General features: G+C 54.9%; 18 protein-coding genes. 12 read left to right on the forward strand and 6 right to left on the reverse strand.

What is annotated here, in order from left to right; genetic code table 11:
• Positions 1-724: 724 nt before the first annotated feature.
• From ABVT36_RS13930 to ABVT36_RS13945, 4 genes are all read right to left on the reverse strand, one after another.
• Complete coding sequence (locus ABVT36_RS13930) at positions 725-1,900, reverse strand: ABC transporter permease (RefSeq protein ID WP_368457084.1); 1,176 nt, start codon at positions 1,898-1,900, stop codon at positions 725-727.
• Positions 1,901-1,916: 16 nt separating this feature from the next.
• Positions 1,917-3,074: an ABC transporter permease gene (locus tag ABVT36_RS13935; protein ID WP_368457085.1), complete on the reverse strand. Its 1,158-nt coding sequence runs from the start codon at positions 3,072-3,074 to the stop codon at positions 1,917-1,919.
• The gene (locus tag ABVT36_RS13940; protein WP_368457086.1) at positions 3,071-3,766 is read right to left on the reverse strand and encodes an ABC transporter ATP-binding protein; all 696 of its coding nucleotides are present in this window, start codon (positions 3,764-3,766) and stop codon (positions 3,071-3,073) included. Before ABVT36_RS13940 ends, ABVT36_RS13935 begins: the two co-directional genes overlap by 4 nt.
• Positions 3,767-3,855: 89 nt before the next feature.
• Positions 3,856-4,902 carry an efflux RND transporter periplasmic adaptor subunit gene (locus ABVT36_RS13945; RefSeq protein ID WP_368457087.1) on the reverse strand — a complete coding sequence of 349 codons (1,047 nt, stop codon included), beginning with the start codon at positions 4,900-4,902 and terminating at the stop codon, positions 3,856-3,858.
• 525 nt (positions 4,903-5,427) lie between these two features.
• On the opposite strand from ABVT36_RS13945, the gene ABVT36_RS13950 reads away from it, so the two are divergent.
• From ABVT36_RS13950 to ABVT36_RS13985, 8 genes are all read left to right on the forward strand, one after another.
• Entirely contained in the window at positions 5,428-5,850 is a 423-nt protein-coding gene (locus tag ABVT36_RS13950; RefSeq protein ID WP_368457088.1) for a serine hydrolase, read from the forward strand.
• A gap of 137 nt (positions 5,851-5,987) precedes the next feature.
• Positions 5,988-6,761, forward strand: a complete 774-nt coding sequence (locus tag ABVT36_RS13955) for an SIMPL domain-containing protein (RefSeq protein ID WP_368457089.1) — start codon at positions 5,988-5,990, stop codon at positions 6,759-6,761.
• An 88-nt stretch (positions 6,762-6,849) separates the two neighbouring features.
• Positions 6,850-7,110 carry a hypothetical protein gene (locus ABVT36_RS13960; protein WP_368457090.1) on the forward strand — a complete coding sequence of 87 codons (261 nt, stop codon included), beginning with the start codon at positions 6,850-6,852 and terminating at the stop codon, positions 7,108-7,110.
• A 607-nt stretch (positions 7,111-7,717) separates the two neighbouring features.
• The gene (locus tag ABVT36_RS13965; protein ID WP_368457091.1) at positions 7,718-8,716 is read left to right on the forward strand and encodes a cytochrome ubiquinol oxidase subunit II; all 999 of its coding nucleotides are present in this window, start codon (positions 7,718-7,720) and stop codon (positions 8,714-8,716) included.
• A 9-nt stretch (positions 8,717-8,725) separates the two neighbouring features.
• Positions 8,726-10,816 carry a cbb3-type cytochrome c oxidase subunit I gene (locus ABVT36_RS13970; protein WP_368457092.1) on the forward strand — a complete coding sequence of 697 codons (2,091 nt, stop codon included), beginning with the start codon at positions 8,726-8,728 and terminating at the stop codon, positions 10,814-10,816.
• Positions 10,813-11,442, forward strand: coding sequence for a cytochrome c oxidase subunit 3 (locus ABVT36_RS13975; RefSeq protein ID WP_368457093.1), 630 nt, complete (start codon positions 10,813-10,815; stop codon positions 11,440-11,442). The genes ABVT36_RS13970 and ABVT36_RS13975 overlap by 4 nt, the downstream gene beginning before the upstream one ends.
• Positions 11,442-11,753, forward strand: a complete 312-nt coding sequence (gene cyoD / locus ABVT36_RS13980) for a cytochrome o ubiquinol oxidase subunit IV (protein WP_368457094.1) — start codon at positions 11,442-11,444, stop codon at positions 11,751-11,753. Before ABVT36_RS13975 ends, cyoD begins: the two co-directional genes overlap by 1 nt.
• Before the next feature lie 427 nt (positions 11,754-12,180).
• Positions 12,181-13,977 (forward strand): DUF885 family protein, encoded by a 1,797-nt coding sequence (locus ABVT36_RS13985; protein ID WP_368457095.1) that lies wholly within the window; start codon positions 12,181-12,183, stop codon positions 13,975-13,977.
• Positions 13,978-14,362: 385 nt separating this feature from the next.
• Here the strand turns inward: ABVT36_RS13985 and ABVT36_RS13990 are convergent, their stop codons facing one another.
• Positions 14,363-14,836, reverse strand: a complete 474-nt coding sequence (locus ABVT36_RS13990) for a DUF4124 domain-containing protein (RefSeq protein WP_368457096.1) — start codon at positions 14,834-14,836, stop codon at positions 14,363-14,365.
• 433 nt (positions 14,837-15,269) lie between these two features.
• On the opposite strand from ABVT36_RS13990, the gene ABVT36_RS13995 reads away from it, so the two are divergent.
• The 4 genes from ABVT36_RS13995 (at position 15,270) to pssA (ending at position 19,537) form a co-directional block, all read left to right on the forward strand.
• On the forward strand, positions 15,270-17,006 hold the full coding sequence (locus ABVT36_RS13995; RefSeq protein ID WP_368457097.1) for an acetolactate synthase 3 large subunit: 1,737 nt from the start codon (positions 15,270-15,272) through the stop codon (positions 17,004-17,006).
• Positions 17,007-17,019: 13 nt separating this feature from the next.
• Entirely contained in the window at positions 17,020-17,514 is a 495-nt protein-coding gene (gene ilvN / locus ABVT36_RS14000) for an acetolactate synthase small subunit (RefSeq protein ID WP_367151571.1), read from the forward strand.
• A gap of 26 nt (positions 17,515-17,540) precedes the next feature.
• A complete protein-coding gene (gene ilvC / locus ABVT36_RS14005; protein ID WP_368457099.1) occupies positions 17,541-18,566 on the forward strand; it encodes a ketol-acid reductoisomerase in 1,026 nt (341 codons plus the stop codon).
• Positions 18,567-18,682: 116 nt separating this feature from the next.
• Entirely contained in the window at positions 18,683-19,537 is an 855-nt protein-coding gene (gene pssA, locus ABVT36_RS14010) for a CDP-diacylglycerol--serine O-phosphatidyltransferase (protein WP_367151570.1), read from the forward strand.
• 240 nt (positions 19,538-19,777) lie between these two features.
• On the opposite strand, the gene ABVT36_RS14015 is transcribed toward pssA, so the two are convergent.
• Positions 19,778-19,992 (reverse strand): hypothetical protein (locus ABVT36_RS14015; RefSeq protein ID WP_368457098.1); only part of this gene is annotated, 215 nt, incomplete at its 5' end.

The raw sequence follows: 19,992 nt of genomic DNA on the forward strand, positions 1-19,992 counted from the left end.
AGTTTGCGCTAAAATTAACGATAATCACTACAGCGGTTTCAGCATATTCCATGCAATAAGTTGCGACAATATTTTCTGGGGTGAATAATGCTTCTATATATTGCCTGCTGTATCAATAGTAATTAAATAATTCTTTGGAGTGCAGAAAGGAAAATATTTTTGGCTAACTGGCGGAGTATTTTCTGATGGGAGATTATTTGATTTAATTCATGTTGGGGTTAATTTGGAATTCATTTCACATGATTGCAGGATGAAATTCCAAGATCGTCGACTACTGTGCCTGGAAATATGAATAAATTGCCCTGGTTTAAGTCTTGCGGCAGTTAGTGATAGTGGCCGACAGCCAATTTGCTATGGAGATTGTTCGATTAAATTGTTTAGCTTGAGAGAGAATAAATCTAAGAATGTTCTGCTTCCCGTATGGTGCAGTCTTGTCAACGATATCCCCTTGTGGATTTGGATCTCATGCCAGTCAGGTTGCTACCCGATTACCTGCTCGAAACAAGCGTAGCTAAACTTCACTCTGACTTCGAACATAGTTGCAGTATTACCAGTATTCGCCTGAAGCTTTTTGGCGCTCGGTACCGCAGGCTGGACGTTATGCCAACTATTGGTGCTGGATTGGCTGTGTCGGGCTGATGGGGACGAACCCCTGAATCAGCCCGTGCTGTTTACGACTTTCTAGCCACGCCTTATTGTTTTGTCCTTTCGGGACAACAAATGGTTAGGCTTCATTGCGGAAGGCCACAATGACCGGCATCCGCGCTGCGCGCCAGGCCGGGAAGAAACCACTGATAAAGCCAATGAACAGCGCCAGTACTGCACCCTGTACAAACAGGTCCGGCGACATCTCGAAGCTGAATACCACCTGGGTAAAACTGCCGCCGAGGGTGGATGTGTTAAGCCCGTCGAAGAAGGCAAAGGCGGCCAGGGAGCCGAGCAGGCCGCCGGCGGCAGCCAGCACCAGGGCTTCGGCGATAGTGCCGCAGAAGGCGGAGAAGTTGCCGAAGCCGAGGGCGCGCAGGGTGGCGATTTCCTTTGCCCTGCTCGCCACCGAGGTGTACATGGTATTAAGAGCCCCTGCCAGGGCCCCCAGGGCCATGATAGAACTGATTACGCGGCCGAAGATGGCCATATACTGCAGCTGTTTGCCCTGCTCGGAGAAGTAGTCCGCTTCAGTCTTCAGTTCGAGGTTCAGGCGCGGTTCCTGGTCGATGGTTTCCTGCAGTGGTGCCAGGCCGCCGGGCTGTTCCAGTCGCGCGCGGATTACCTGGTAACTGCTGCCCCGGTTGTAGTGGCTCTGGATCATCCTGGCGCCCGCCCACAGCTCACTCTCGAAGATGTCACCTCCGGTCGAGAAGACGCCTACTACCGTCCACACATTCTTACCGAAGCGCACTTCCTGGCCGATTGCAAAACCGTCAAATTCCCGCAGCACACCGGCGCCCACGATCATCTCATTGGTGCCCGGTGTGAACATGCGCCCTTCAACCAGTTCCATATTACTGCGCATTGCCATACCGCGCGCATCCAGGCCGCGCAGCGGTATATTGGCGTCGGTGCCGGAACTCTTTTTGGTACCGTCAACGATCACATAGAGCTCTGCGGAAATATCTGCTCCCTGGGCATCCTGGGCGATACCAGGGGAATCGGCCACCAGATTGACCTGTTCGCGGGTGACCACCGAGTTGATCTCCGCCGCCGCTCCCTCCCGGGTCAGGACCGCAATGGTGTCGGAGCCTGCGCCACTCAGCGTGGCCTCGAAACCTTTGGCCATGGCCAGAAAAGCGAGCAGTATCGCCACCACTACTGCGGAGGCCAGCACCATCGCCAGCGACATCCACAGGCGTTGGGGCAAGCTGCGGATATTCATCACCGTTACGGTGGCAATTTGAGACATTAAAGAGCGCATTCCTTTATCCCCTGTTAAAAGCCGTAACGATATTCAGTCGTAGCGCGTTGAGTGCCGGCACCAGGCCGGTCAGCAGGCCCAGCAGCAGCATATAGCCAATTGCCTGCAGCACTAAACCCCGATCCATCACCAGATTGGGCAGAAACTGGCCGAGGGTGGCTTTGACCGCTTCGAGCACAAAGTAAGCCACTGCCAGACCGGCGGCCCCGCCCAGCAGAGAGACCAGCAGGGATTCAGACAGCACCATTCCGAATACCCGCTGGCGCGAAAAACCGAGGGTTTTCAACACGGCTATCTCTCCGGTACGCTCGCGGATTGCCAGCGCCATAGTGTTGCCGACGACTACCAGGATGGTGAAAAAGGCCATAAACACCACACCAAATATGATCAGGCCAATGTTACCCAACTGTTCGATAAAGGCCTTGTTAAAGGCTTTTTCGGTGCTGGTATCCGTTTCGTAGGGCGAATTGGCAAACATTTCATCAATGGTTTTTGCCACCTGCTCGTTTAGGGACGGATCTTCGGTGGTTAGCGCCAGCCAGCCGAGGTTATCGCCGCCGAAAGTGGCAGTCTCCTGAAAGTACTTGTAGTGGAAAACCGCCATGCGGGTTTCCGCCTGCTCGTCGCTGGCGGAGAAGATTCCCTCAACGACAAAATCCCAGGTTTGCCCGCCTTCTTTGTGGGAAAAGATATTGGAGGAAATCGGCACCCGGTCGCCGAGTTTCCAGCCGAACATGTCCGCGAGTTTCTCCCCTACCAGAATGCCCTGACGATTGCGTATCCAGGCTTCGCGTTGCTCTGCTGGTACCAGCTGTTCAGAATAAATACGCAGGTAGGACTCCGGTTCTACCGCCATTATGCTCAACTGCTGGGCGGGTTCCTGATAGTAGCCGCCGAACCAGTTCAGGTGTGTTACATCCCTGACACCTTCGACCGTCGCGACCTTCTGGAAGTAACTCTCCGGCAGCGACACGGTAAAGTTGATACGGTTGAATACCACCAGACGGTTGTCCGCGGACATCTCAATACCTGAATCCAGGGCGCTTTTGAAAGTGGTCACGACACCAAAAATCAGGAAGGCAATAAAGATCGCAAAGCAGGTGAGGAACAGCCTGAGCGGCTTCCTGGTAAGGTTCTTGTAAATTAAGTAGAGATCACTCATGCCACCAATTCCTTTTGCACGAACTTGCCCTTGTCCAGGTTGAGTGTCTGGTTCGCGTACTTGGCCGCCGCCGGGTCGTGGGTGACCATGACAATGGTCTTGCCGTGCTCGCGGTTCAGTAGCTGCAGCATCTCGAGGATTTCTTCGGCAGTGGTGCGGTCCAGGTCGCCGGTGGGTTCGTCGCATAGCAGTAGTTTCGGATCCGATACGATGGCGCGTGCTATGGCTACCCGCTGCTGTTGGCCGCCGGACATTTCGCTGGGCATATGCTTGGTGCGGTCGGAGAGGCCCACCAGGGCCAGGGCCGTCTCGACATTCTGTTTCCGTTGCGCCTTGGACAATTTGGTCAGCAATAGCGGCAGCTCCACATTGCGCGCCGCGTTTAGCATTGGCATCAAGTTGTAGAACTGGAAAATAAAGCCAATATTGTGCGCGCGCCAGCGAGTCAGGGCGCCCTCGCCCAAGTTGTCCATGCGCGCGCCATCGAACCAGATTTCACCGCCACTGGGTTGGTCCACGCCGCCGAGCATATTCAGCAGTGTGGTTTTGCCGGAGCCGGAAGGACCCATAATGGCGACAAAGTCACCGCGGTTGATATTGAGGTTGAGGTCGTTAAAAATGGAGATTTTCTCTTTGCCTTTGACAAAACTCTTGTTCACACCCGTTAATTGAAACAATACGTCCTGCGACATCACTTAATCCCTCCAGTATTTTTATTGATCGTCTTGCCTGTCTGTAGCCTAAATTAAAAGCTGTTTTTTTCCCGATAACAGACCCGTCATTAACCCTCGGCTTCCCGCTGTAGAAATGCCACCTTGACACCCATATCCGGAAGGATTTTGGGATCTAAATCGTCTATGCCGATACGCACCCGCACAGTGGCCTTGGCCCGGTCAGCCGTGGGAATGATGGCTACCACTGTGGCCGGAATATCCCAGTCCGGGTAGGCGTCGAGGTTGGCATTCACTTTCTGCCCCGGAGAGACCCGGCCTATAAAGGCCTCGTTCACATCCACTTCGATTTCCAGGGAATCCATGTCGACGATGGTGCAGATGCCGGTGCGGGTAAAGCCGCCGCCGGCAGAGCTGGGCGCAACGATTTCGCCGGGTTGGGCATTTTTCTGTGTGACCACACCGGCAAAGGCCGCACGTATGGTGTGATCCTCCAGTCGCTCTCTCTGTCGCTGCACTTCGATCTCTGCCACTTCGATATCCGCGCGCGCGCTGGCGAGTTCCGCCTGTAGGCTCTCGACCCTGGCTTCACTCTGGGTGAGCTGGGCGCGGCTGGAGTATTGTTTGTCCATCAGGCCCGCAAAGCGTACCCGTTGGCGTTGGGCCTCTTCCAGGTTGGCTAGGATGCTGGCCTGGCGTGCCTGCAATACCTGGATCTGGGCCAGGGCAAAGTCCAGGTTCACCTTGGCTTTGGCATCGTCCAGCCGCGCCAGCACCTGGCCCTGGGTCACACTCATGCCCTCTTCGACGTCCACACTGGTAATCAGGCCCATCACTTCAGCGGAAACGGTGGCCATACGCCGCGCGGTGATATAGCCGGAGGCGTTGAGCACTGTTTCACGCTCAATAACCGGGGCGGGCTGTATTTTGGGGGTAGTGGAATCCTGGGCGACCGCTTTGGCGATTGGTTGAGGCGCCGGCTTTTCTTCGTCCAGCAGAGTGGTGGCGAAGATGCCCAGCAACAGCCCGGTGGCGACACCAGCCGAAGCTGCGATGATAGTGGGCCGGGAGTTGGATTCCGGAGCTGCCTCCCGGTTAATTTTCAATTGGCCGAGAAGCTCGCTGGTGTTTCTGCCCATCTGATTCTTACTCTGCAAAGGTGCCTCAACACAGCGAATTTCTCTGTGTTTTTCGAAAACTTCTAAAATATTAACCCCGCAATCAAATATTGCCGGGTTAATGGGGCACAAGGATGTGCCACCGCCAGCCGAAGGCTGGCGCGAGCCCTTGAAATACAAGTAACTCCGCGCAGTTGCGCCAGTATTTCAGGGGCGACAATCAAATATTTCAGGACGAACTATTTGATTGCCAGGTTAATAAATAGGTACCAGCAAATAGATGGCGCCTAAAAGAGATAACCAGGCTCCCAATAGCATAAGAAAGCCTGAAGTAGCTTTTGCAGTGCTTTCCCCGGTAACCCATGGTTAAAGAAAGCTTAACCCTCCCCGTGGGTCATTACTGCCATAACATGCATTAAGACAACTAATTCCACCCATGTTGAAATTGCCGCCGTGGGGATGGTAGCTGGCCGACGGAAAACTAAGTGCAATATCTACCGCAGTAGAAGTTGTCGCTATAGCTCTAGTAGTTTTAGCGGAGTAGCATAAGGCGGCATAGTTGGAATGTCTACAACACTAATATTATATGCTGATTTAATAATTCCCAGTGCCAATTTAAGATTTAGAAGGAATGCCGCTTTAAATACAGGCCCTGGGATGCGTGGCCGATATATCAGGATTCCTTCAAAGGTTTTTCTTAAAGTCGCTCTCCTGGCGGGACCCCTTGTCGCCCATACAGACGATGGGCTGCGGGCATTTTCCGTACAGACATTTATTGCGACCTGCAGCAAAAACGACCGTCCTGCTGCTGCCACACTGGCTCAAATCGATGGCAGGATCGCTGTTGAGGCGGCGGGCGGCGTTTGCGCACAGGGTCGTCGGGAACCAGTCACTATCGACGGTCGTTGGTACATTGGTTCCAATGCCAAAGCCTTAACTGCAACAATGATTGCGCGTCTGGTTGAACAGGGCGTAATGCAGTTTTAGGATACACTCGCGGATTCATTCCCCAGTTTCGCGGAAGAAATGTCCCCGCAAGCTGGGGCATCACGACCACACAATTGCTTATTTACACGGCAGGCTTGCCGTCGCTGACCGGCTACCGAGTTGACAAAGAGAAGGCTATGAAAAATTTTATATTGTTTCTTGTGTTCGCAATTTTTCCACTGAAGGCGTTGTCGATTGCAGAGATAAAAGGAAATCCAGATGAGCTCCGAGGTTTCCTCTACCCGAAAGAGGAGGTCGTAACGATATTTGCCGAAGCAGAAAAGAAGGCGTATACAGATAAGGCATTGGTAAGTTTGGTGATAACAACGAAAGAGAAGGCGCTTTCTGAGGCCATCGCTAAAAATAGCCAGCTTAGGGAAGTGATAACACAAGCATTAACTTCTTCCGGAGTTTCCGCTGAAAATATTAACAGCTCAAAGTTCTCCACTTCCCCACAGTATGGCTGGTTTGGCAAAAAACCGAGTAGTTATGAGGTTGTTAATCGTATCGCTGTCAGTATAACCGATGAATCCCAGTTAAACAGGGTGGCTGAAGTAGCTGATGAGCATACGGAAGCCGAGCTTTCCGACACCTTGTTTGAGCATACAAAGAAGAATGCGTTTGAAATGCAGGTCAAGGAATTGGCGGTTCAGAAAGTAATGGCGCAAAAGAAGTTCTACGAAGAAAGCCTCGGCGTGAAATTGAAGCCTGTAGCTTTTAGAGTATCAAATGTGGAGCAAAGGGCTACCCAGGGGGCGCTGATCCTGGAGGAAATTGTTGTGACAGCCAGTCGGGTTGGTGGTGGTGAAAGGGATGCCGCATACAGTGAATCAAGGGAGCCGTCTTTTGATGAGGTGCAATATGAGGCCGGCATATATGTCGACTTTATCATTGATGGCTCTGCAAATTAGCCAGTTTGAATGCACCGGTTCGCTGGATTAGTTCAGGCCAAATCTGACACATCTTCTTGAAAAGAAGGGGGTTTTGTGAGGCGAGGGAGTGACGCTCAAATCCAGTCAGGCGCGCTGGCGGCTGATTCAATACCAGACACAGGATGGAAATGGCTTCGAATTCCCCGCCAACGCAATGAGTTTGACTCCCGGTGTAGGAGCATTTTTATACTTGCGCCGTTGGGGTGAGGAGAAGCACTTCGATATCTGGCAGAACGAATTCGGAAGCAGTAAGGCATGGAGTAGGGGAAAGACCGGATTGGCGGCTCAGGGATGGCTGGCGATCATGACCTCTCTCTATTGCTGCTGATGTTTGTGCACCAGTATCAGAATCGCTGGCGGATTCGTGATGAACAAGCTTCAGGAAACAGCCCGAGCGCATTGGCCAAAAATACATTCAAGAGGGACGCCGCATTCCATGGTGCGTTTTCCTCTACCGTACAGTGCCGAAAGTCAACCGGCAGGTGATTCGATTTTTAAAGAAGTGTTTTGCGCAAAAAATCTCTGATAGGCTTTATGAGAGGCAGCTACGGCCCATGCTGTTGGAGTTAATAAAATCGTACCTTTCGAAAAAGGGTCCGACATTTGACACGGGCGCCAAACTAAACGGAATAAAGCACAGATAGACATTCTGAACAGCCAGTCTCATTGTATTGCCTCTCTTGCTAAGGAATCTCTAAATGATAGAAGACAATCCAGAGCCTGCCCGAAATACTCTGTCCGGGCAACCGCGCCGATACCGATCAAACTCAGGCTGATCTGCCGGCGGGATAGGCGTGGATCAGCTTTTTGTAAGAGCCGCCTTGTTTATTGCAGGGTTTTGCTATACTGGACCGAACAAGTTTCATCGCTGGATTGAGCGTTTCATTGACCACCCGTAAATATGCGCCGAGTATTTTTAGGCCAGTGAATGCAAAATGAAAACAGAGATTTTTTATCTCAAAGTACTGCGGGATAGAGTACCAATTGTCTGTTGGGTAGCCGCAGTCGCGCTGCTCACTTCCGGCTGCGGTTCTGATGCTCAATCCTTTCTCGACCCCAAGGGGCCTATAGCAGAAGCTCAGAAATCGCATTTTATCAGAGTAATCTGGCTGTCGATGCTTGCGGCGGGCCCCGTCTTCCTGCTGGTCCCGTTGATGTTGTGGCGTTATCGCTACAAAAACAAGCGAGCGAGCTATACCCCTAACTGGGAGTTTTCGGCGCGTCTGGACGCAGTGATGTGGGGTATTCCCTTTCTTATTATTTTTTCGTTGTCCGTGCAGCTCTGGCACAGTACCAAAGCTTTGGACCCCTATCGCCCGATCGATCCGGAGCGGACGCCGTTAGATATTCAGGTGGTTGGTTTGGATTGGAAATGGCTGTTTATCTATCCTGAATACGGCGTGGCCAGTATCGGAGAGATGGCTTTTCCCGTAGGCACGCCTGTTTCCCTGGTTCTCACCAGCGATACGGTGATGCAATCTTTTCTCATAAGTCCCCTGGCCGGGCAGATCTATACGATGCCGGGTATGCAGACAAAGCTATATATCAAGGCTGATGCAGTCGGTGTGTTTGAAGGTGAAAATACCCAGTTTAACGGCGACGGTTTTGCCGGCCAAAAATTTAAGGCTATAGCACTGAGCAACCATGAATTTGAATCGTGGATAGAGAACGCGAGATCTGTCGGCGTCAGACTTGATAAAACTACCTACGCACGACTGGCACAGCGTTCAAGCAAGGCGCAGGTTCATCAGGTATTTGCCAATGCACAAATGCCCGAAGGGATAACGTATTTCAATAGGATAAATCGCGGGCTCTACCAAAGTGTTATCGACCGCTACCATACCGGTGAAAATATTCCGATGACCGAGCAGCCTGGAGGTGTGCTGTATCGAGTGCCGGCGCCGCCGGATACAACGCCGCAACTTCATAAATAGGGGATCTTCGTGAATACAGACGATTCCTGGCACTGGCTGACCGGCCGGATTTCACCGGAATCCTTCCAGCTTTTCAGGGTGATCGAAAACCCCAGTGTCAATGAAATGATTGCCGCCGCCGCCGGCGCTATTTTGATTATTGGGTTAGTGGTAGTGGTAAGTCTGATCACCTACTACCGCTGGTGGAGAACCCTGTGGTTCGAGTGGTTGACAAGCACGGATCACAAGCGCATCGGTATTATGTATATCGTTCTCTCATTGGTGATGCTGACCCGGGGTGTTATCGAAGGCTTTGTAATGATTGCCCAGCACGCTCTGGGCCTGGATGGAGGCTTTCTGGCGGGCAACCACTTTGCGCAGCTGTTTACCACTCACGGCACCATCATGATATTTTTTGTTGCGATGCCATTTATTGCCGGTGTGATCAACTATGTGATGCCGCTGCAGATAGGTGCGCGTGACGTGTCATTTCCGGTGTTAAACCAGATCAGCCTGGCATTGACGGCGGCGGGTGCGACGCTGGTGATGATATCGCTGGCGGTGGGCGATTATTCAACCGGTGGCTGGCAGGGCACACCGCCTTACACCGGCAGGGCCTTCAATCCGGGTCCTGGACCGGACTATTGGATATGGTCGGTAGGTATTGCGGGAATCGGCACAACCCTGAGCGGAATCAACTTCGCGGTAACCATTTACAAGGAGCGAGCCCCGGGCATGGGCTTGTTCCGTATGCCGCTGTTCACCTGGACGGTGCTCTGTACGGCTATCATTATGATTTTCGCAATGCCGCCGCTGACCGTCGCCACCGCGACCCTGGCCCTTGACCGGTACCTGGATTTTCATTTTTTCACCAATGACCTCGGCGGTAATATGATGAACTACATCAACCTTTTCTGGTTGTTCGGTCATCCGGAGGTGTATTTGCTGGTACTTCCCGCCTATGGCATATACTCGGAAATCGTCGCCACCTTTTCCGGCAAGCGTCTGTACGGCTATGCTTCGCTGGTATATGCAACCATGGTGATCGCTGTATTGAGCTTTGCTGTATGGCTGCACCATTTTTTTACCATGGGGCAAAGTCCCAACGTCAATATTGCCTTCGGTATTGCATCGATGCTGATTGCGGTACCTACCGGGGTGAAAATCTACGACTGGATTGCCACTATGTTTCGAGGCCGTATCCGTTTTACAGTGCCGGTGATCTACCTTACTGGTTTTTTTATGCTGTTCACTATTGGCGGTGTAACAGGGGTTATGTTGGCCAATCCGACTATATCCTTTCAGGTGCACAATACCTTGTTTCTGGTGGCCCATTTCCACAATGTGATTATTCCCGGTGTTTTGTTTGGCCTCCTGGCGGCACTCAATTATTGGTTCCCTAAAGTATTCGGTTACCGGCTAAACGAAAAATGGGGTCGGGCTGCCGCACTATTGTGGATAGCCGGCTTTGCCTTTACTTTCCTACCCTTGTATGTGGTGGGTTTGATGGGTATGCCCAGACGCTCGGTAACTTACACTGACCCTTTATTTGAGCCTGTATTTATGGTCTCCCTGGTGGGAGGTACACTGATTTTCGCAGCCCTGCTTACTTTACTGGTGCAGCTTTGGGTAAGTGTGCGTGACAGAGCTCAGACACGGGTACCCTTGGGCGATCCTTGGAATGGGCGCACCCTAGAGTGGTCTACGCCCTCGCCGCCACCGGAGTACAATTTTGCCGTGCTGCCCCGGGTAACTGCCCGGGATGGCTTCGCAGAACTGAAATCCACTGGCCGGGCCTACCTCCACCCGGATCACTATGAAGATATTGCTGTGCCGCGTAATACCCCGATAGGCATGATCTATATGATCGCCCTCACTATTTTGGGTATGGCCCTTACCTGGTATATCTGGTGGCTGGTGGTGTTGTCTGCGGCCGTTTTACCCTTAGTGCTAATAGTGCGTAGTTTCTTTAGTGATCAGGAGATAGTGATACCGGCCGCGGAGGTGGAACGAGAGCATCGGGACTGGCTGGATGCTATTGGCCGGGTTCAGGGAATAACGCGAGACAGGGAAACCACCTCGGATAACCTCGGGCTAGCCGCCATGGAGCCGGCACCATGATTACCGGGACCTTAAGACACCCGGGTATCAATCTGGGAGAGCATCACGGTGAGGACCACGAGACCGCCGAAACCAAGGTATTTGGTTTCTGGGTGTTTCTCATGAGCGACCTGATTATCTTTGGCCTGATGTTCGCCACCTACATCACCATGCAAACCCCCTGGTCATATGCCGAAGGACCGACGCCAGTAGATGTGACCAATCTCGGCAGTGTATTTGCCCAAACGATGGTATTACTCATCAGCAGCCTGACCTTCGGATTTGCAGCATTAGCGGTGCGACATAAGCATTCACTGCCGAGGATAAACTTCTGGATGGTGATTACACTGCTACTGGGCCTGGCTTTTTTATATATGGAGCTGCATGACTTCCGCGATATGTTGGCCATGGGTGCGGGGCCCGACCGATCTGGCTATCTCTCCAGTTTTTTCGGTTTGGTGCCTTTGCACGGCCTGCATGTGGCCGCCGGCTGTGTGTGGATAGTCGTTATGCTGATTCAGCTTCAGGTGTTTGGCACCAATACAGTGGTGAAAGTCAGGTTGCTGCAGTTGAGTTTGTTCTGGCATTTTCTCGATATTGTATGGATCGGGATTTTCTCCATTGTCTATCTGGGAGGCGTTGCCTGATGAACAATCCGCCCAGTTATGAGCGGGAAGTGCGAGGCTACCTCATCGGCTTCGGCAAGGCCCTGGCACTCACCCTGATTCCTTTCGGTCTGGTTGCCTGGCAGAAGCTGCCCGCCTCGGTGGTCCTGGTGGTGATCGGTGTGTGCGCACTGTGGCAGATCGTCGTGCATGGGCGCTACTTTCTGCATATTGACCTGTCGCAACAGAAGCGGGAGGACCTGTTGTTGATACTGTTCTCTGTGTTGCTGCTCAGTATTATGGCGGGAGGTACCATTTTTATAATGGCCAATTTATCCCATCGTATGCATTAGCGATGGGACAAAAATACGACTGCCGTTGAACTCTCTTTAACACCTTGGGTTCCGTCCGAAACAGTAGTTGTTCCTTATCACATTGCAGGCGCGGTTGATGCGATGCACTTCTTATCATAGTGACTCAGAGGCGCCAGCCTGGGGTGGTGTAAAGGCTATTGTGATCCCGGTCTTTCCTATAGAAAGATACCCTTTAGGATTTTCTGTGTCTAAATATTTCGCGATACTTTTGTTTTGGAGTTTTGTTATTTTCGCGAATGTCGATGGTATCTCGACCTGATCGACTGAATTGAATGTGAACCAAGCCGATTGAATATTCACACCTTGCCATTGACATGCGGGCCTGTCCGCTTAGTATCAGGCGACCCGGTGCGCCAGTGGTTCCTATGGTGTCCCGGGAGTCACTATGATTTCCGGAGCCCCACTTATGTCCAGTTTGCTTATATCCAAGCAGAGTCGATCAAGGAAAGTAATGATTGTCGCCGCTTTTGCGACGTTTTTTATGCCGTTCGGAATTGCGGTTGCCAAGGAGGATAGTGGTGAGTCGGCGGATCGGCGTCTGCAGGCGTTGTACAAAGCCGAATACGACTGGCGCAAGCAGCAGAATGCAATGGTCAAGGATGCGGATGGGGAGTGGCTGCCGGGTAATCGCTTTCCATCAGTGGACGCCGCTTCCCAGGAGGCGCGGCGGCGCTATTGGGAGGCGGCACTGGCGGAGCTGGAGCAAATACCTTTGCGGGAGCTCAGCCATGAAGAGCGTATCAACGCGGCGGTTTTCCGCCAGATAATCGAGTCCCGCCTGGCGGAGGTGCGTTACCGCACCTATGAGGCACCGCTTAATTCCGATTCCCTGTTTTGGACGCACCTCTCCCCTCGCGGCAGTTTGGCCGATGCAGGCCAATATCGCAGCTATATTGCGCGCATGGGAGACTTGCCGCGTTTCTTTTCAGAGCAAATGGAGAATATGCGCGCGGGCCTGGCGCGGGGCTACAGTGTGCCGAGAGTGACTCTGCAGGGGCGCGATCAGTCCTTTGCCCCCTATATGCAGGAGGGTTCCGACAATCCATTCTGGAGCCCCATGGAGTCCATGCCCGATTCAATTCCGGCTGATCTGCAGCGGGAGCTGCAGGCGGAGGCGCGCAAGGCGATCCGCGCTTCAGTGATTCCGGCCTATCGCGGCATGCACAGATTTTTCGTGGACGAATACCTGCCCGAGACCCGCACTACGCTGTCCGTCCAGGATCTGCCCCAGGGCGACGCTTTTTACCGCAGTCAGGTAAAGGCCTACACCACATTGGCGCTTAGCCCGGAAGAGATTCACCAGCGCGGCCTGAAAGAGGTGGCGAGAATCCGTGCAGAAATGGAGGTGGTGAAGGGACAGACGGGATTTGTGGGCGATATGCCGGCGTTTCTGCAGTATTTGCGCACAGATCCGCAATTCTATGCCAAGACCCCACACGAGTTACTGGCGTTTTCAGCCTATGTGGCCAAGCGGGTTGACGGCGCCCTGGGGGACACACTGGGAATGTTGCCGCGCCGGCGCTTTACCATACTGCCGGTGCCGGATGCGATAGCCCCTTTTTACACTGCGGGGCGCGGTGGCCTGGACAGCTGCCTGATGAATACTTACGACCTGCCTTCGCGGCCGCTGTATACGCTCACGGCGCTGACGCTGCACGAGTGCGCGCCGGGGCACGCCCTGCAGGCCGCCATTGCCAACGAGACGGCGGGCGACATCCCCCAGTTCCGCGCGGACAACTACTTCTCCGGTTACGGTGAGGGCTGGGGGCTGTATACCGAGTGGCTGGGCACCAAGATGGGGGTATACGATACACCCTATGAGGAGTTCGGCCGCCTGACTTACGAGATGTGGCGTGCCTGCCGGCTGGTGGTGGATACCGGTATCCACCTGTACGGCTGGAGTCGCGAGCGGGCCCTAAAATATATGCGCGAACACACGGCCCTGTCGGAGCACGAGATCACCACCGAGGTGGACCGCTATATCTCCTGGCCGGGGCAGGCATTGTCCTACAAGCTGGGCGAGATGCTGATCCGCAGCAAGCGTGCGCAAGCGGAAGAAGCCCTGGGAGCAGAGTTCGATCAGCGCTATTTCCACGACACGATTCTGAAATTACGCTCGGTGCCCTTGCCGGTACTGGCGTCCGAGCTGGATGCCTGGATTGAGGGTGGCGGTAAGAACCCCTATGAGACAGGGGAGGGCTGACCGGCGGCGATGCCGCCGCTTTACCGGACATCCCTGTTCCGGCCGCAAATCATGCGTGTAACTGCTTGAGTTGTCCTGGAAGGTTTGCGGACATGGGTCGCAAACCCGGGCTGGGGAAAGCCAAGGAAGGTTTTTTAGCCAGCTGTCAGCCTATCTTCACTCCTGATGCCATGGCAGCCCTGCGGGAAGCGGCCGCCCCGATCCCGCTATTAACTTGACAGTCAAATATTTCGTCCTGAAATATTTGACTGTCGCCCTTTAAATACTGGCGCAACTGCGCGGAGTTGCTTGTATTTCAAGGGCTCGCGTCAGCCTTCGGCTGGCGGTGGCACATCCTTGTGCCACATTAACCCGGCAATATTTGATTGCCGCGTTAATAATATAATCAGCAGTTGTCGCGAATCGTCCGCCGGGCCTTAGCAATGCGCTCCTGTCGCTCCTCTTCCGGCAGTACCCTCAATTCGCCGTCCGGTCCCACTGCGCGGACCCGGGAGTGGCTGGTTAGTTCCTGCAAATTGTCCTGGGCGCGCCGGCAGCGCTGGGCGCGTATCGCCCGCTCGGCCTGGGAAGTGTCTGCCTGTTGCTGCCGAGGCTGTGGATCGGCTTTCACTGCGGGTTGCCTGTTGGCCTGGACCGGTTGCTCCGCGGCTTTTTGCGTTGCCAGCAGTGTCTGCTGCTCCGCCTCCCACTGTTTGTAGCGGTCGGATTTGGGTGTTCTGATGACTTCCACCTCTTTATTCTTTGGCGGGGGCTGGGAGCCGAAGTGAACCACGCCGTTTTCGTCCACCCACTTATAGATACCGTCCGCCTGGGCGGTCATGGCCAGGGCGGCAATCAAAGTCACGAGAGCCATGCGCATGAGTTACCCCTTTCCGTGTCTAGTCTTTTTGTTGTGTGCATTGTACCGGGCTGGGAAGGTAATCCCATAGCCGCCTTAACAGTTTAACCGTCTAACCCTGGTAGATCCCCGAGGGCTTGCGTCAGTGGTGTGTCCTCTAGCAGGCTGTTGAAAAAGTGTTTTTCAGCAACCTGCCAGGGGGCATCCCCGGGCCTTATTCGTACTACCTTAACCTGCCCGGCCACAATGCTTTCGTGTCGCTTTGGGCCGCGGACGGCGCTTCTCCATACCCTAATGGCAGGTTCATCCTAAAGATTGAACAAAAATCGCCCTTTGGGCTGATATTTGTCATAATTTTCCTTTACAATCCCGGCTTATCATTGTCACTGCAGGGCCTTTTTGGGGCTTTGGGGTGATAGATATCCTACAAAACGGGAAATTTGAGGGGGCTGCGGTGGAATTACTCTCCGGTGGCGACATGCTGGTTCGCGCGCTGCAGGATGAAGGGGTGGAATTGATTTTCGGCTACCCCGGCGGGGCTGCGCTGCATATCTACGATGCCATCTTCCGCCAGAAGGAGATCAAGCATGTTCTGGTGCGCCACGAGCAGGGGGCTACCCACGCTGCGGACGGCTACGCCCGCTCCACCGGCAAGCCCGGTGTGGTGCTGGTAACCTCGGGTCCCGGGGCCACCAATGCGATTACGGGCATCGCCACCGCCTATATGGATTCAGTTCCCATGGTGGTGATTTCCGGGCAGGTGCCGCGCGACAAAATTGGCGAGGATGCATTCCAGGAAACCGATATGGTGGGGTGCTCGCGCCCGGTGGTGAAGCACAGCTTTCTGGTCAATACAGCCGAGGAGATTCCCTCGGTGGTGAAAAAGGCTTTCTTCATCGCCAACAGCGGCCGGCCGGGGCCGGTTGTAATCGACGTGCCCAAGGATGTGACCAATCCCGCGGAGCGTTTCCCCTACACCTTTCCGGACAAGGTGCGCATGCGCAGCTACTCGCCCGCCGACCGGGGGCACAGCGGCCAGATCCGCAAGGCGGTTGCGCTGCTGCTATCCGCCAAGCGCCCGGTCATCTATGCCGGTGGCGGCGTCATCCAGGGTGACAGCGCAGAACTGCTCACTGAGCTGGCGCGCAAACTCAACTATCCGGTAACCAACACGCTGATGGGGCTGGGGGCCTTTCCCGGCACCGACAAGCGGTTCCTCGGAATGCTGGGTATGCACGGTACCTTCGAGGCGAACACCGCTATGCACCACGCGGACGTGATTCTCGCCGTGGGTGCGCGTTTCGATGACCGGGTCACCAATACTCCGAGCAAGTTTTGTCCGGGGGCGAAGATTATCCATGTCGATGTGGACCCGGCCTCCATTTCCAAGACCATCATTGTCGACATTCCAATTGTCGGCACCGCGCGATCTGTGCTCGCCGAGATGCTGGAGGCGGTGGCGCTGTCGGAAACACAGCCGGACCAGTCGGCCATCGTCGACTGGTGGCGACAGATAGACGACTGGCGCGAGCGCCACGGCATCTATGCGGCACCCCGCTATCGCACCGATGGCGACATGCTCATGCCCCAGGAAGTCATAGCGGCGGTGCACGAGATCACCGGGGGCGATGCGTTTGTCACTACCGATGTGGGGCAGCATCAAATGTTCGCCGCGCAATATTATCTGTTTGACAAGCCGCGCCGCTGGGTCAGCTCCGGCGGTCTCGGCACCATGGGTTTCGGCCTGCCGGCGGCCCTGGGGGTGAAGATCGCGCACCCGGATTCCGAGGTGATCTGTGTGACTGGCGAGGGCAGCATACAGATGTGTATTCAGGAGTTGTCCACCGCCACCCAATACCACCTGCCGGTGAAAATCCTGTGCCTCAACAACCAGGCCCTGGGCATGGTCAAGCAGTGGCAGGAAATGCAGTACGAAGGCCGGCTCTCCAACTCTGTCTATGAAGAATCGCTGCCCGATTTTGTCAAACTGGCGGAAGCCTACGGACATCTGGGAGTGAAAATCGAGCGCCGCGAGGAACTGCACGATAAATTGCGGCAGGCTTTTGCCATTGAGGATCGCACTGTATTTATCGATGTCTATGTGGACCCGTCCGAGCATGTATACCCCATGCAGGTGATGCCGAACGGCTCCATGAGAGACATGTGGCTGAGCAAAACAGAGCGAACCTAGGGAAGTAATAGCGATGCGCAGAATAGTTTCAGTTCTGATGGAGAACGAACCCGGGGCGCTGTCCCGTGTGGTTGGGCTTTTTTCCCAGCGCGGTTACAACATCGAGAGTCTCACCGTGGCGCCCACAGAGGATGCCACCCTGTCGCGCCTGACGCTGGTTACTATCGGCAATGACCACAAGATAGAGCAGGTGACCAAAAACCTGAACAAACTGATCGATGTGGTGAAACTGGTGGATCTCACCGAGGGCTCCCACATAGAGCGGGAGCTGTTGCTGGTCAAGGTGCGCGCCGCCGGCGCCCAGCGGGAGGAGATCAAGCGCAGCGTGGACATATTCCGCGGCCAGATTGTCGACGTCACCAGCAGTATTTACACGGTACAGGTGGTTGGCACCGAAGAAAAGCTGGACGCCTTCCTGCAGGCGCTCGGCCAGCACAGCATCATGGAAGTGGTGCGTTCGGGTGTGTCCGGCATTGCCCGCGGCGAAAAAGTTTTAAGTGTTCGATGAGTTGATACGAAACAGGAAAGAGAGTGATGCGAGTTTTTTACGATAAAGATTGTGATCAATCGTTAATTCAATCCAAGACCATAGCCATCATTGGCTATGGCTCCCAGGGCCATGCCCACGCCAACAATCTGAAAGATTCCGGTGTGAAGAATATTATCGTGGGCCTGCGCGAGGGTTCCAGCTCCTGGGCCAAGGCCGAAAAGGCCGGCCTGCGTGTGGCCGAGGTGACCGAGGCGGTGAGGGAGGCGGACCTGGTAATGATACTCACCCCGGACGAGTACCAGGCATCCGTCTACCGGGAGCAGGTGGCTCCCTACCTGAAGGCCGGCGACACATTGGCGTTTGCCCACGGCTTTAACGTGCACTTCGAACTGATCGAGCCGCCCCAGGACGTGGATGTCATCATGATAGCCCCCAAAGGGCCCGGCCATACGGTGCGCTCCACTTACCTGGAAGGGGGCGGTGTGCCCACCCTGATTGCCGTTTACCGGGATGCCTCCGGCAAGGCCAGGGAGCTGGCGCTTTCCTATGCATCCGCCAACGGCGGTGGGCGTTCCGGCATCATAGAAACCAACTTCCGCGAGGAGACCGAAACCGACCTGTTCGGCGAGCAGGCCGTTCTCTGCGGCGGAGTCTCCGCACTGGTGAGCGCCGGCTTCGAAACCCTGGTGGAGGCGGGCTATGCGCCGGAGATGGCTTATTTCGAGTGCCTGCACGAACTCAAGCTGATCGTCGACCTGATGTACCAGGGTGGCATCGCCGATATGCGCTACTCTATTTCCAATACCGCCGAGTACGGAGACTATGTCACCGGACCGCGAATCGTCACCGATGAAACCAAAGCGGAAATGAAGCGTGTACTGAAAGATATCCAGACCGGCAAGTTCGCCAAGGACTTCATGCTGGAGTCCCTCGCCGGCCAGCCACGGTTGAAAGCCGAGCGCCGCATAGGGGCCGGGCACCAGATCGAGCAGGTGGGCGCCAAGCTGCGCGCCATGATGCCCTGGATCAAGGCCAACAAAATCATCGACAAGACTGAGGGCAACGGCTGAGCCCTGGCGGGCCGGGTGAGCGGGTCCGATACTGACCCCGACGCTTTTCTGTTCTATGCCGAAGGTCGACATTCGCTGTAAACTCGGCTGCCACGAAGTGTAGACACGGAGATACCATGAGCGACACAGGGGAAGGCGGAAAAGCCCGGGCGGGGTCGTCAACAGAACAGGCGCCCGATGAGATTCGGCTGCCGGTCGATGAGCACATCGAAGAGGAAATGTCGGCAGCCGGTACCCGGGTGCGCGCCCGCGGTATCTATCTGCTGCCCAACCTGATTACCACCGGCGCACTGTTCAGTGGTTTCTACGCAATCATCGCTGGCATGAATGGCAATTTTGAGGCGGCCGCGATCGCCATTTTTGCCGCTATGATACTCGATGGCCTGGACGGCCGCGTCGCCCGGTTGACCGATACCCAGAGTGCCTTCGGGGTTCAGTACGACTCCCTGTCGGACATGGTGTCCTTCGGCCTTGCGCCGGCGCTGGTGGTATTCAGCTGGGGGCTGGGGCCGCTCGGCAAGATTGGCTGGGCTGCCGCCTTTCTGTTCGCGGCCTGTGCGGCCTTGCGCCTGGCGCGCTTCAACACCCAAGTGGGCAAGGTCGATAAGGGTGTGTTTATCGGTCTCTCCAGCCCCGCCGCGGCAGCTATCGTCACCAGTATGGTGTGGGCCGGCTACGACGCCGACGTGGGCATCGGTGTGGGTATCGTCGCCGCCGTGACCACCGCTGCCGCCGGCCTGCTGATGGTGTCCAATTTTCGTTATGCGAGCTTCAAGACCCTGGATTTTAAGGGTCGGGTGCCGTTTGTGATGATGCTCGCCGTTATCCTGGTATTCAGCCTTATCACCATCGACCCGCCGAGAGTCTTATTGACGATTGCGGTTGTCTATACCCTGTCCGGCCCGGCCACCTGGCTGTGGCGTATCGCGCAAAAGCGCAAGCGGGGAGCGGCTACCGACGGGTTGGAGTGAAGGAGGAAATTGGCGACACGCAGAGCCTGCCTCTTGCTGTAAGCTGTCGCTGGCGCAGGCCCGATCCCGGGGGGGCGGCGAAGGGCCTCTGCCCCCATCGGGGCGTCCCGCCAAAGAAAGTTCATTTCGGCGCGTAAAAGTGCTTGCGCGGTTAAGTCTGAGTGCGTATAGTTCGCGCCCTCGCTGCTTGAGAAGTGGCGACTGACAGCTCCAACTGATTGATTTTGTTGAAAAAATCTTTCAGTAAAAAAGCTGTCCAATAAGAGAGAGGCGTGCTGATGCACACCTCCCGCAGGCATCAGGAGCTTTGTCTTTTGAACCTGTTTTGGTCTCGCAGAGAGGCTGTTGGGTTGTTGAAGAAGTGCGTTTAAGTACTTGTTTCGGTGGCCCGGATGTGTAGAATACGCGTCCCGCAGTTAGAGCCTGGCGCTCAACTGAGCTGTTTAACAAGACGA

Origin of the sequence: Microbulbifer sp. TYP-18 (assembly GCF_040932045.1) — a bacterium.
Classification (GTDB): Bacteria; Pseudomonadota; Gammaproteobacteria; order Pseudomonadales; family Cellvibrionaceae; genus Microbulbifer.